The 13,045-nt window shown below is 70.8% G+C and carries 11 protein-coding genes; 9 read left to right on the top strand and 2 right to left on the bottom strand.

The genetic code is table 11. From position 1 onward, the window contains the following. Positions 1 to 867: 867 nt before the first annotated feature. The 5 genes from AB0M28_RS21555 to rodA are packed head-to-tail and all read left to right on the top strand — an operon-like array spanning position 868 to position 7,042. A complete protein-coding gene (locus AB0M28_RS21555) occupies positions 868 to 1,887 on the top strand; it encodes a rod shape-determining protein (protein ID WP_365407128.1) in 1,020 nt (339 codons plus the stop codon). A gap of 56 nt (positions 1,888 to 1,943) precedes the next feature. After that, positions 1,944 to 2,990 carry a rod shape-determining protein MreC gene (gene mreC / locus AB0M28_RS21550; RefSeq protein WP_365407119.1) on the top strand — a complete coding sequence of 349 codons (1,047 nt, stop codon included), beginning with the start codon at positions 1,944 to 1,946 and terminating at the stop codon, positions 2,988 to 2,990. Between the two features lie 2 nt (positions 2,991 to 2,992). Next, the gene (mreD, locus tag AB0M28_RS21545; protein ID WP_365407117.1) at positions 2,993 to 3,709 is read left to right on the top strand and encodes a rod shape-determining protein MreD; all 717 of its coding nucleotides are present in this window, start codon (positions 2,993 to 2,995) and stop codon (positions 3,707 to 3,709) included. Positions 3,710 to 3,749: 40 nt separating this feature from the next. Next, on the top strand, positions 3,750 to 5,837 hold the full coding sequence (gene mrdA, locus AB0M28_RS21540; protein WP_365407115.1) for a penicillin-binding protein 2: 2,088 nt from the start codon (positions 3,750 to 3,752) through the stop codon (positions 5,835 to 5,837). Continuing rightward, positions 5,834 to 7,042 (top strand): rod shape-determining protein RodA, encoded by a 1,209-nt coding sequence (rodA, locus tag AB0M28_RS21535; RefSeq protein WP_365407112.1) that lies wholly within the window; start codon positions 5,834 to 5,836, stop codon positions 7,040 to 7,042. Before mrdA ends, rodA begins: the two co-directional genes overlap by 4 nt. A 10-nt stretch (positions 7,043 to 7,052) precedes the next feature. Here rodA and AB0M28_RS21530 read toward each other — a convergent pair whose 3' ends face one another. Further along, on the bottom strand, positions 7,053 to 7,961 hold the full coding sequence (locus AB0M28_RS21530; RefSeq protein WP_365407109.1) for a helix-turn-helix transcriptional regulator: 909 nt from the start codon (positions 7,959 to 7,961) through the stop codon (positions 7,053 to 7,055). Between the two features lie 206 nt (positions 7,962 to 8,167). On the opposite strand from AB0M28_RS21530, the gene AB0M28_RS21525 reads away from it, so the two are divergent. The 4 genes from AB0M28_RS21525 to AB0M28_RS21510 are packed head-to-tail and all read left to right on the top strand — an operon-like array spanning position 8,168 to position 11,835. After that, on the top strand, positions 8,168 to 9,145 hold the full coding sequence (locus tag AB0M28_RS21525) for an aldo/keto reductase (protein ID WP_365407106.1): 978 nt from the start codon (positions 8,168 to 8,170) through the stop codon (positions 9,143 to 9,145). 40 nt (positions 9,146 to 9,185) lie between these two features. Then, positions 9,186 to 10,214: an alcohol dehydrogenase catalytic domain-containing protein gene (locus tag AB0M28_RS21520; protein WP_365407103.1), complete on the top strand. Its 1,029-nt coding sequence runs from the start codon at positions 9,186 to 9,188 to the stop codon at positions 10,212 to 10,214. 38 nt (positions 10,215 to 10,252) lie between these two features. Beyond that, positions 10,253 to 11,104: an aldo/keto reductase gene (locus AB0M28_RS21515; RefSeq protein WP_365407100.1), complete on the top strand. Its 852-nt coding sequence runs from the start codon at positions 10,253 to 10,255 to the stop codon at positions 11,102 to 11,104. Between the two features lie 8 nt (positions 11,105 to 11,112). Continuing rightward, positions 11,113 to 11,835, top strand: coding sequence for a flavodoxin (locus tag AB0M28_RS21510; protein WP_365407097.1), 723 nt, complete (start codon positions 11,113 to 11,115; stop codon positions 11,833 to 11,835). A 4-nt stretch (positions 11,836 to 11,839) separates the two neighbouring features. On the opposite strand, the gene AB0M28_RS21505 is transcribed toward AB0M28_RS21510, so the two are convergent. Next, on the bottom strand, positions 11,840 to 12,883 hold the full coding sequence (locus AB0M28_RS21505) for a LacI family DNA-binding transcriptional regulator (protein WP_365407094.1): 1,044 nt from the start codon (positions 12,881 to 12,883) through the stop codon (positions 11,840 to 11,842). Between the last annotated feature and the right edge of the window lie 162 nt (positions 12,884 to 13,045).

Genomic DNA, 13,045 nt, shown 5'->3' with positions numbered 1-13,045 from the left:
TACGCCGACGAGAGCGCGGCGGCCGAGGCGGCGCCCGGGCTGCTGCCGTACTCCCCGCTCACCGTCGAGGGGATGGCCGCCGACCTCGTACGCGGCGGCACCGCAGGCTGCGGGCAGTCGTGCCGCTGGGCGATGGGGGTGCCCCCTGCTCGAACGGAGCGAAGCGGAGCTGAGAGCTTGGGGGAGGGTGGGCGCAGCCGAACCGCAGCCTTCGGCTGGGTACGGGACCACAGGCGACGGCCGCCGCAGGCGTCGGACGGTGACCCGGCAGCCCTCGCGCCCGAGGCGGCACCGCAGGCTGCGGGCAGTCGTGCCGCTGGGCGGCACGGGTGGGCGCAGCCGAACCGCAGCCATCGGCTGGGAACGCAACCACAAGCGGCGCCCGCCGCAGGCGTCGGACGGTGACCCGGCAGCGCCCCGGCGCAGCCGGACCGCAGCCTTCGGACGGGAACGCAACCACAAGCGGTGCCCGCCGCAGGCGGACCGCATGGCGTCCCCTGAACGGCCCCCGCAGGGGAGGCGGATCTGGCCGCCCCGCAACCCCCGCCGGAGGCGACCGCCGAGCGCCCGCCGGGCAACACCAGGCCCGGAGGCCTGACCTGGTGTTATGAGCTGACGACTACTCACCTGGGGCGGCGGAAACCCACCGCCGCCCCCACGCATGGGGAGGCCGTTCGAGGGAAGGCGACACCCCGACACGTACGGAATTTGGCGGAGACACCCTCGCTGCCGAGCGCGCTCGGCAAGACTACGATGGTCCCCACCGCACGAGTCCCGCCGCCACACAACCGCCGGGGGGCCGCTGAGCCGCCCTGCCCCGTCCCCCCTCGCACACGCTCGGAAGGCTAGACGTATCCCATGAGCAACATGTCGTTCATCGGCCGTGACATGGCAGTCGACCTCGGGACGGCCAACACGCTGGTGTACGTCAGAGGCCGGGGGATCGTGCTCAACGAGCCGTCGGTGGTGGCGATCAACACCAACACCGGCGGCATTCTGGCCGTGGGCGCCGAGGCGAAGAAGATGATCGGCCGGACCCCCGGCAACATCGTCGCCGTACGCCCGCTGAAGGACGGCGTCATCGCCGACTTCGAGATCACCGAGCGCATGCTGCGCTACTTCATCCTGAAGATCCACAAGCGGCGCTACCTCGCCCGCCCCCGTGTGGTCGTCTGCGTCCCCTCCGGCATCACCGGCGTTGAACGCCGCGCCGTCATCGAGGCGTCGACGCAGGCCGGCGCCCGCCAGGTGCACATCATCGAGGAGCCCATGGCCGCGGCGATCGGCTCGGGCCTGCCCGTCCACGAGGCGACCGGCAACATGGTCGTCGACATCGGCGGCGGCACGACCGAGGTCGCCGTGATCTCGCTCGGCGGAATCGTCACGGCACAGTCCATCCGGGTCGCCGGCGACGAGCTCGACAACGCGATCATCCAGCACATCAAGAAGGAGTACAGCCTCCTGCTGGGCGAGCGCACCGCCGAGAACATCAAGATCACCATCGGTTCGGCGTACGAGACGGACAAGGAGGAGCACACCGAGATCCGCGGCCGCGATCTCGTCAGCGGTCTGCCGAAGACCGTCGTGATCTCCTCCGCCGAGGTCCGCAAGGCCATGGAGGAGCCCGTCAACGCGATCGTGGACGCCGTGAAGACCACCCTCGACAAGTGCCCGCCGGAGCTGTCAGGCGACATCATGGACCGCGGCATCGTCCTCACCGGCGGCGGCGCGATGCTGCGCGGCCTGGACGAGCGGCTGCGGCACGAGACCGGCATGCCCATCCACATCGCGGAGGACCCCCTGGACTCCGTGGCGCTCGGCTCCGGCAAGTGCGTCGAGGAGTTCGAGGCGCTGCAGCAGGTGCTGGACGCCCAGCCGCGTCGTTAGGCAGGCCGGGGGTACCGGGGCTCAGGCGGGAACAAGGGACGGACTGAGGACGGCTCGTGAGGGACACACGGGAGAGCCGGCTGCTGCTGCTACTGCTGGTCACCATCGCGTTCGTACTGATCACGGTGGACATCAGGGGTGGGGAGCAGTCGCCGCTCGACAACGCGAAGCGCGGCGCCGCCGCGGCCTTCGGGCCGGTCGAGAACGGGGTGGCGACGGTGGTCGACCCGGTCGGCAACGCCATAGAGGCGGTGCGGGACTCGGGCGACCGGCACAGCAGGATCAGCGAACTGGAGCGGGAGAACGCCGAGCTGCGCCAGCGCCTCGGCAGCGACGACCGCAACCGCGCCCGCGCCGCCGAGCTGGACAAGCTGCTGAAGACGGCCGGCGCCGGCCAGTACGGCATCAAGGGCGCCCAGGTCATCGCCATAGGAGCGGCCCAGGGCCTGAACTGGACGGTGACCATCGACGCCGGTTCGCGCGACGGCATCAGGCGCGACATGACCGTCCTCAACGGCGACGGCCTGGTCGGGCGGGTCACCACCGTCGGACCGACGACCGCGACCGTACTGCTGGCCAACGACCCCGACTTCACCGTCGGCACCCGGCTGGAGAAGACCAGCGAGCTGGGCTTCGCCACCGGCCAGGGCGACCGCCCGCTGCAGGTGCAGCTGCTCAACGGCAAGGCCAAGGTGAAGAAGGGCGACCGGATGGTCACCTTCGGCTCCGAGGCGGGCCGGCCGTTCGTGGCCGGCGTGCCGATCGGCAAGGTGGTCCGCGTCGAGGCCAACCGCGGCGATCTGACCCGTACGGTCTACGTCGAGCCGTTCGCGTCCTTCACCCGGCTCGACATCGTCGGTGTCGTCGTCGAACCCCCGCGCAAGGACCCGCGCGACACGGTGCTGCCGCCCAAGCCCCAGCCCACCCCGATCCCCACGGTGACCGTCACGGTCACGCCGAAGCCCGAGGGCCAGGAGGGCGTCGAGGGCCAGGTGGCCGAGGGCGACCAGGCGGCCGGCACCGATCCGAACGCCGCGGGCGCGGACCCGAACGCGGTTGCCAACCCCGACGAAGCAGCGGCCCAGCAAGACGACGGGAACTGACCATGCGCCTGAACCGAGTGCTGCTGTCCAGCGCCCTGATCGTCGTCGCCCTGGTCGTCCAGGTCAGCGTGCTGGCCCGGCTCCATCTGCCGGGCGCCGTCCCGGACCTGATGCTGCTGGTCGTACTCGGCCTGGCCCTGGTCTACGGGCATGTGGGCGGCGCCCTCGTCGGTTTCGGCGCGGGGCTGCTCGCCGATATCGCGCCGCCCGCCGACCACGCCGTCGGCCGGTACGCCATGGTGCTCGCCGTCATCGGCTACTTCGCCGGCCTCATCAAGCCCGAGAAGGGCCAGGTCAAGTCCGCCACCGGCCCGCTGTTCGTGGTGGCCGGGGCCGCGGTCAGCTCCACGGTGCTGTACGCGGGCGTCGGCGCCCTGGTCAGCGACGGCGCCGCGCGCGGCGTGGGCCTGGGCAGCCTCATCTTCACGGCGACGCTGTACGACCTGCTGCTCGCCCCGTTCACCATCCCGCTGGTGATGGCCCTGGCCCGGCGCGGCGAACGCGAGGTCACCGGGGAGAGCGCCGACCCGGCGGTCGGCACGGCGTCCCGGGAGGCGGCGTACCGCTGGCTGGCCTCGGGCAGCGCCTCGCGCGGCGGACTGCTGCGCACCCGCCGCGGCAGCGGCCTCATCGGCCGCCAGCGCTCCGGCCTGCTGAGCGGCAGACGCTCGTCGTCGAACGTCAAGGTGGGCCGGATCAAGGGGGTCAAACGGCTGTGAGGCCGACGGACACGAACAACCCCGGGGGAGGGGCCCGCCGATGACCAACATTCCCGCCACCGGCCGCAGCCAGCGCGTGACCATCCGCCTGATGGCCATCCAGGTCCTCGTGCTGTCGCTGCTCCTCACCCTCGGCGGCCGCCTGTGGTACCTGCAGATCCGCAACGGCGAGGAGTACGAGGACCAGGCCAACGGCAACCACGTGCAGCAGGTCATCGAGCCCGCCGTACGCGGCGCGATCCTCGACGCCCGCGGCGTACCCCTGGCCGACAACGAGACCCGTCTCGTCGTCTCCGCCTCCCGTACCGCGCTGATGAAGATGGACGACGACGGCGCGGCCGTCCTCACCCGGCTCGCGGGCGTGCTCGGCATGGATCCGAAGGAGGTGCGGAACCGCGTCCGGCTCTGCGACTCCGAGACGCCCAAGCCCTGCTGGAACGGCTCCCCGTACCAGCCCATCCCGATCACCGACGAGGCCACCGCCCGCCAGGCGCTGCAGATCCGCGAGCGCCAGGAGGACTTCCCCGGCATCTCCGCCGAGCCCACCGCCGTACGCCGCTACGCCGCCCCCGGCGGGGCGACGACCTCGCAGGTCCTCGGCTATCTCTCGCCCGTCACGGACGAGGAGATCCAGCAGGCCGAGGACAGCAAGAGCCCCTTCCTGCGCACCGACCAGATCGGCCGCTCCGGCATCGAGCGGACGTACGACAAGGAGCTGCGCGGCCAGGCCGGCGTGCGCCGGTACCAGGTCGACAAGCTCGGGCGGGTGATAGGAGAGGCCGAGGGGCAGCCCGGCATCTCCGGCTCCACCCTCGTCACCAGCATCGACTCCCGGGTCCAGGCCATCGCCGAGCGCGAGCTGCAGAAGGCCATGGTGGAGGCCCGCAAGCAGTGGGACCGCAACACCGAGCGGCAGTACGAGGCCGACGCCGGCGCCATCGTCGTGATGGAGGCCAAGACCGGCCGGGTCGTGGCCATGGCCTCCAACCCGGACTACGACCCGAACGTCTGGGTCGGCGGCATCAACGAGAAGCAGTACAAGAAGCTCACCGGCAAGAGCGCCAACTACCCGCTGCTCAACCGGGCCATCCAGGGCCAGGCGGCGCCCGGCTCCATCTTCAAGGTCATCCCGACCGCCGCCGCGGTGAACGCCGGCTACTCCTTCAAGGGCCCGTACAACTGCTCCAGCTCGTACGCCATCGGCGGCCAGGTCTTCAAGAACTTCGAGTCGCAGAGCCACGGCGGCATCTCCCTCGGCCAGGCCCTGGAGGTCTCCTGCGACACCGTCTTCTACCGGCTCGCGCACGAGCAGTGGCTGCGGGACGGCGGCAACAACCCGAAGAAGAACGCCAAGGACTGGTTCTACAAGACCGCCCACCAGTTCGGCCTCGGCGAGGAGACCGGCATCGACCTCCCCAACGAGGTCTCCGGCCGCGTCCCCGACCGCCAGTGGAAGCGGGACTTCTGGCGCGCCAACAAGGACGCCTGGTGCAAGTACGGCAAGAAGGACGGCGACTACGTCCAGCGGCTCAGCTACGAGAACTGCCTCGAGGGCATGAAGATGCGCGCCGGTGACTCCGTCAACTTCTCCATCGGACAGGGCGACACCCTCGTCACGCCGATCCAGATGGCCGTCATCTACGGGGCGATCGCCAACGGCGGCACCCTGTACGACCCGCTCATCGGCAAGGCCGTCATCAGCCCCGACGGCAAGACGGTCACGCCGATCAAGCCGAAGTCGCACGGCAAGCTGCCCATCGACAAGAAGACGTTCAAGGAGATGGACGAGGCCCTCGCCGGCGTCGCCACCCGCGGTACGGCCGCCTGGCGGTTCGTGGGCTGGCCGCAGGACAAGATCCCGATGCACGCGAAGACCGGTACGGCCGAGGTCTACGGCAAGCAGACGACGTCCTGGTTCGCGACGTACACCAAGGACTACACGATCGTCATGACGATCTCCCAGGGCGGCACCGGCTCCGGCGCCTCCGCGCCCGCGGTGCGCGCGGTGTACAACGCGCTGTACGGCGTGGCCGAGGACGGCACCATCAACCCGAAGAAGGCGCTGCTGGCCAAGCCCCAGAAGGCACTGCCGAAGATCTCCGCGGACGGGACGGTGCTCGGCCCATGACGGTCTCCTCCTCCTCGGACTCCTTCTACGTACGCCGCTACCGGCCCGAACAGGGCACGTGGTCGCGGCTGACGGCGCCCGACTCGCTGGTGCGGCGGATGGACTGGACGCTGATGTCCGCCGCGCTGGCGCTGGTGGTGATCGGCTCGGCGCTGGTGTGGTCGGCGACGCGCAACCGTGAGGAACTCGTCGGGGACGACCCGTACGCCTTCGTCACCAAGCACATCCTGGTCACCCTCGTCGGGATCGCGCTGATGGCCGCCACGATGTGGCTCGGCCACCGCACCCTGCGCGGCGCGGTCCCGGTCCTGTACGCCGTGTCGCTGGTGCTCGCGCTGATGGTGCTCACCCCGCTCGGCGCGACCATCAACGGCCAGCGGGCGTGGCTGCACCTCGGCGGGGGCTTCAGCCTGCAGCCCGCGGAGTTCTGCAAGATCACCGTCATCCTGGGGATGGCGATGATCCTCTCCGCCCGGGTGGACGCGGGCGACCGCCCGCACCCCGACCACCGCACGGTGCTGCAGGCGCTGCTGCTGGCGGCCGTGCCGATCGGCATCATCATGCTGATGCCGGACCTCGGCTCGGTCATGGTCATCACGGTCATCATCCTCGGCGTGCTGATGGCCTCCGGCGCCTCCAACCGCTGGGTGCTCGGCCTCATCGGCGCGGGCGTCGGCGGCGCGGTCCTCGTCGTCTCCCTCGGCATGCTCGACGAGTACCAGGTCAACCGCTTCGCGGCCTTCGCCAACCCGGCCCTCGACCCGGCGGGCGTCGGCTACAACACCAACCAGGCCCGCATCGCCATCGGCGGCGGCGGCCTCCTCGGCACGGGCCTCGGCCAGGGCAGCCAGACGACGGGCCAGTTCGTCCCCGAACAGCAGACGGACTTCATCTTCACGGTCGCGGGCGAGGAACTCGGCTTCGTGGGCGCGGGCCTCATCCTGGTCCTGCTGGGCCTGATCCTGTGGCGCGCGTGCCGGATCGCGCTCGACGCGAGCGACCTCTACGGCACGGTCGTGGCCGCGGGCATCGTCGCGTGGCTGGCCTTCCAGGCCTTCGAGAACATCGGCATGACCCTGGGCATCATGCCGGTGGCGGGCCTGCCCCTCCCGTTCGTGTCGTACGGCGGCTCCTCGATGTTCGCGGTGTGGATCGCGGTGGGCCTGCTGCAGTCGATCACGGTGCAACGGCCGATGTCGGCGTAACACCGCCACATCAGCGGTGGCGGCGTGTCGCGTCCTGCCGGGCGGCACCCGTGCCGGGCGACCGCGGCGCGGTCAGGTCGAGCAGGAGCATCGCGTCGTGGTCGGGGGTCCCGGGTTCGGCGGTGTAGACGCCGATGCGCTGGCCGGGGGTGCCCTCCACCTGCAGTGACTGCGAGGTGAGGGTGATCGGGCCGACCTGCGGGTGCTGGAACGTCTTCTGTGCGGGCTTGCGCCCGGTCACTTCGTAGCGCTCCCAGAGCCCGGCGAAGTCGGGGCTCTTGAGCAGCAGTTCGCCGACCAGGCCGGTGAGGTCGGGGGCGTCCGGGGCGGTTCCGGCGGTGGCGCGCAGGCGGGCGACGCAGGCGGTGATCTGCCGGTCCCAGTCGGTGAACAGATCCCGGGCCGCGGGGTGGAGGAAGAGGTAGCGGGCGAGGTTGCGGTGCTTGGCGGGCCAGTCGTCCAGCCCGGCGTAGAGGGCGAGACCGCCGGGGTTCCACGCCAGCATGTCCATGCTGCGGCTGATGACGTAGGCCGGGTTCGGGCGCAGTGACTCCAGCAGCAGCTTCAGATGGGGGCGCACCACCCGGCTCGGGGCGGGCGGCGGTTCCGGGGTGTAGCGGGCGGCGCGGGCGGCGAGCTCGCGCAGGTGCTGGTGCTCCTGGTCGTCCATGTGCAGGGCGCGGGCGAGCGCGTCGAGGACGGAGGGGCTGGGGCGGGTCTCCTTGCCGCGCTCCAGGCGCACGTAGTAGTCGATGCTGATGCCGGCGAGGGTGGCCAGCTCCTCGCGGCGCAGCCCAGGGGTGCGGCGGAGGCCGGTGCCGACGGCGAGGCCGACGCGGTCGGGGCTGGTCTGGGTACGGCGGGCGCGCAGGTAGCGGCCCAGCTCGGCGCCCTCGCTGTGCGCGCTGTCGGATGCCATGCATCCAGTCTCACCCGCCGGTGCCCTGGCGTGCAGGTGGGAGGGGAGCCCTGTCACTACCCCCGAAGAGCCCGCCCTGCCACAGGGCTGCGATCTGGGCGAAGGTGGGGGAGAAGGGCGTCGGTACCCGGGCCGCCACAGGCACGACCCGGCTGGTCGGGCGAGCGTGGGAGTACCGGGTGACGCCATGGACCGGAGAGGGCGAAATGCGCTACATCAAGCTGCGTGACCTGGAGGTTTCCCGGATCGGCCTGGGTGCGATGGGTATGTCCCACGGCTACACCGGTTCCGGCACCGACGACGCGGAGTCGATCAGGACGGTGCACCGGGCGCTGGAGCTCGGTGTCACGCTCGTCGACACCGCCGAGATCTACGGCCCGTACACCAACGAGGAGCTGCTCGGGCAGGCGCTGAAGGGCCGCCGGGACAAGGTGGTGCTGGCCACGAAGTTCGGCCTGGTCTCGCACGGCGGTGCCGGTGCCTGGAATCCGGACTCCGGCCGGGCCAACATCCGCACGGCCGTCGAGGGCTCCCTGAAGCGGCTGGACACCGACCACATCGACCTGTACTACCAGCACCGGGTGGATCCGAACACGCCCATCGAGGAGACCGCCGGCGCCGTCGGCGAGCTGATCGCCGAGGGCAAGGTCCGCGCCTTCGGCCTCTCGGAGGCCGGCCCGGACACGATCCGCCGTGCGCACGCCGTCCAGCCGGTCACCGCGGTGCAGTCGGAGTACTCGCTGTGGACGCGCGGCATCGAGGACCGCGTCCTGCCGGTGCTGCGCGAGCTGAACATCGGCCTGGTGCCGTTCTCCCCGCTCGGACGCGGCTTCCTGACGGGGACCGTCCGCTCCACCGACCAGTTCGACGACTCCGACTTCCGGCGTGGCAATCCGCGCTTCACCGGTGAGAACTTCCGGCGCAATCTGGAGATCGCCGACGAGGTGCAGGCCCTGGCCGCCGAGGTCGGCGCCACTCCCGCGCAGGTGGCGCTGGCCTGGCTGCTCGCCCAGGGCGACGACATCGCCCCGATCCCCGGCACCAAGCGGGTCACCCGGGTGGAGGAGAACACCACCGCCGACGCCCTCACGCTGACGAGCGAGCAGCTCGACCGGCTCTCCAGCCTGCCGCCCGCCGCAGGCGACACCCACACCGAAGCCCAGGCGCAGATGCTCGAACGCTGATCGCCGTCCGGCCCCACCCCCGTTTGGAGCAGTGACCCCCATGCGTGCAGCAGTGATGTACGGAGCCGGAGACGTCCGCGTCGAAGCCCGGCCCGACCCGAAGATCGTGCAGCCCACCGACGCCGTCGTCCGGACGCTCGCCTCCTGCGTGTGCGGCAGCGACCTGTGGCCCTACGGGGCGATGCCCGCCACTGACACCGGCCGCCCCATGGGACACGAGTTCCTCGGGGTCGTCGAGGAGACCGGTGCGGACGTGACCGGCCTGACGGCGGGCGACCTGGTCGTCGCCCCGTTCACCTACAGCGACAACAGCTGCGACTACTGCGCCAAGGGCCTGCACATCTCGTGCCGCAACGGCGGCCGGTACGGCTTTGACGGCGTCGACGGCGGTCAGGGCGAGGCGGTACGCGTCCCCTGTGCGGACGGCACCCTGGTGAAGCTGCCGGTGGCCGCCGACTCCGCGCTGCTGCCCTCCCTGCTGGCCCTGTCGGACGTGATGACCACCGGTCACCACGGTGCTGTCACCGCCGGCGTCGGCCGCGGGGACGCGGTCCTGGTCGTCGGAGACGGCGCGGTCGGCCTGTGCGCGGTGATCGCGGCAAAGCGGCTGGGCGCCGAGCGGATCGCCCTCGCGGGCCGCCACGAAGCACGTACCGACCTGGGCCGTGAATTCGGCGCCACCGACATCGTCGCCGAGCGCGGGGAAGAGGGCATCGCCCGCATTCGGGAACTGACCGGCGGCGTGGACAAGGTGATCGAGGCTGTCGGCACCCGCCAGGCCCTCGACACCGCGCTGGGCGCGGTCCTGGACGGCGGCACCATCAGCCGCCTGGGCGTCCCGCAGTACGAGCAGGTGCCGATCGGCCCGGCCGAGTTCATGCGCAACATCACTCTGACCGGCGGCGCCAGCCCCGCCCGTGCCTACATCGAGCAGCTGCTGCCCGACGTCCTCGGCGGCACGATCGCCCCGGGCCGCGTCTTCGATCAGACGTTCACCCTCGACCAGACGCCGGACGCCTACCGGGCCATGGCCGACCGCCGGGTCCTCAAGGCCCTCATCCGCCCCTGACACCGACCCGCACACGAAGACACGAAGGACACCCGCTCATGCAGTTCACCACCCTCAACAACGGCGTCGCGATGCCGCTGCTCGGCTTCGGCGTCTACCAGATCCCCGCCGAGGACACCGAACGCGCCGTGTCCGACGCGCTCGCAGCCGGCTACCGCCTGCTGGACACCGCCGCCGCCTACGGCAACGAGGAGGCCGTGGGCCGCGCGATCAAGTCCAGCGGTATCGCCCGCGAGGACCTGTTCGTCACCACCAAGCTGTGGGTTCAGGACGCCCCGGCCGAGGACAACACCAGGCGGGCCTTCGAGACCTCGCTCAACAAGCTGGGCCTGGACCACCTCGACCTGTACCTGATGCACCAGCCCTTCGGAGACGTCTACGGTCAGTGGCGCGCCATGGAGGCGCTGAACCGCGAGGGCGGGACCAGGGCGATCGGCGTCGCCAACTTCTATCCCGACCGGCTGATCGACCTGATCGTCAACAACGAGATCACCCCGGCGGTCAACCAGATCGAGACCCACCCCTTCTTCCAGCGCGCCGGCTACCAGGACCTGATGCACGCGCACGGCGTGCGGATCCAGTCCTGGGGCGGCTTCGCCGAAGGCAGGAACGGCCTGTTCACCCATCCGGTGCTGGCTGAGATCGGCGAGGAGTGCGACAGGTCGGTCGCGCAGATCGTGCTGCGCTGGCTGACCCAGCGCGGCGTCATCGCGATCCCCAAGTCGGTGCGGCCCGAGCGCATGGCGGAGAACATCGACGTCTTCGGCTTTGAGCTCACCGACGAGCAGATGGCCCGGATCGCCACCCTCGACACCGGTGGCTCGCTGTTCTTCGACCACCACGACCCCGAGGTCGTCTCCTGGCTCGCCAAGCGACGCCTCGACGTGTGAGTCCTCCGATGAACCAGCAGGAACCCGCCACCGCCAGGCGCCGAACCCTCCTGCGTGCCACGCTGCTGACAGGCATCACCGCCATGAGCACACCGCACCTCACCAGCTGCTCGCCCGGGAAGGACGAAGAGAACCCTCAGGAGCGCCAGACCTCATCGAGTGCGAAGACGCCCGGGAAGCCGCGCGGCAAGGTGCTGCTCGCCTACTTCTCGCGCGCCGGGGAGAACTACCACTACGGCGGGCGCACCACCCTGAAAGTCGGCAACACCGAGATCGTGGCGCGAAAGATCCGCGACCTCATCGACTGCGACCTCCACCGCATCACACCCGCCGACCCCTACCCGGCCGGCTACGACGCGACCGTGAGGCGCAACGTCCGCGAACAGGACGCCGACGCCCGTCCCGCCATCGAAGGTTCCCTGCCCGACCTGGACGGCTACGACACCGTGCTGCTGGGCAGCCCCATCTGGAACGTCCGCGCGCCCATGATCATGACGACCTTCACCGAACAGCTCGACTTCACCGGCAAGACCGTGGTCCCCTTCACCACCCACGCCATGAGCGGCCTCGGCACCACCGCACGCGACTACGCAGCCTCCTGCCGCGGCGCCGTCTTCGCCGAAGGACTGGCGGTTCAGGGCGAAGAGGCCGGCCAAGCCGACAGGGACATCAGCACCTGGCTGCGGCGGACCGGTCTCACGCGGCCCGGCGCGACCCCTCGCCGGCGCTGAGTGTTCAGACGGCCGGAGGCGGTGCCGTCGTACGCCGGGTGATGAGCGTCGGTGAGAGCTTGACGTGGGTGGAGGCCCGCTCGGGGTCCGCGATACGGCTGAGCAGGAGCCGGGCCGCTTCGGCGCCGATCTGCCGGCCCGCCTGGTCGACGCTGGTGAGCGAGATGGGCCGCAATGCGGCGATGGTGGTGTTGTCGTAGCCGGCGACGGAGATGTCGCCGGGAACGGAGAGTCCCGCCTCGTCGAGTGCCTCGAGTACGCCGAGGGCGACGACGTCCGCGCCGGCGAAGACGGCGGTGGGGCGCCGCGGCCCGGCCAGCAGCTGCCGCGCGCCGAGAAGGCCGCCTTCCTGGGTGTACGTGGTGGACGCGATGGTGATCTCGTCGCCGAGACCGTGGGCCCGCATCGCCCGCCGGTAGCCCCGTGCGCGTATCGCGTTGGGCATGTCGGCCAGCCTGGTCGGGTCGGTCTCGGCGTGTTCGATGTGGGCGATACGGCGGTGCCCGAGGCCGACGAGGTGGTCGACGACCAGCGCGGCGCCGTGGGTGTCGTCGTCGGAGACCGTGTCGTAGACGGCCGAGTTCCCGTGCGGACCGACGACGACCGTCGGCACGGTACGGGCGATCTGTTCGAGGCGGGGCCGGGCGGAGACCGGCGCGACCAGGATCATGCCGTCCATGCCGCGGTCGACCATCGCCTCGGTGACCCGCGCCTCCGCGGGTTCGTCGTTGCAGCCGCCGGGGCCGAGCAGCACCTGGTAGTCGGTGTCGTGCAGGGCTTCGGTCAGCCCGTCGAGGATGTCGGGGAAGAACGGATTGCGGATGTCCGGGAGCATCACGCCGATCGTGTACGTCCGGCCCCGCATGCCGCGGGCACCCGCGGACGGCCGGTAGCCCAGTTCCGCGATCGAGCGCTGGACCTTCTCGCGCGTGGCCGCGCTGGTGCCGTAGGCGTGGCGCAGCACCTTGGACACCGTGGTGGTGGAGACCTGGGCGTGGGCCGCGACATCCACGATGGTGACGCGCCGCGCCTGGGTGTGCGGCTGCATACGCGCTCCTCCGTCTCTGGCGGCCGTACCCCGCTGATCTGGGAAACGTTATCGAACGTGACAGGTCACTGTCTCGTCTCGCGTAAGCAGGAATCTTGCGGCCGACATATTGACGCCCCACAAGCTCACTTCTAGAGTCTGGCGCACTCGATGGGGAACGTT

It is taken from the genome of Streptomyces sp. NPDC051940 (assembly GCF_040680895.1).
Taxonomy (GTDB): Bacteria; Actinomycetota; Actinomycetes; order Streptomycetales; family Streptomycetaceae; genus Streptomyces.
The sequence above is the reverse complement of the archived record's forward strand: the minus strand, read 5'-3'. Positions and strand labels throughout refer to the sequence as shown.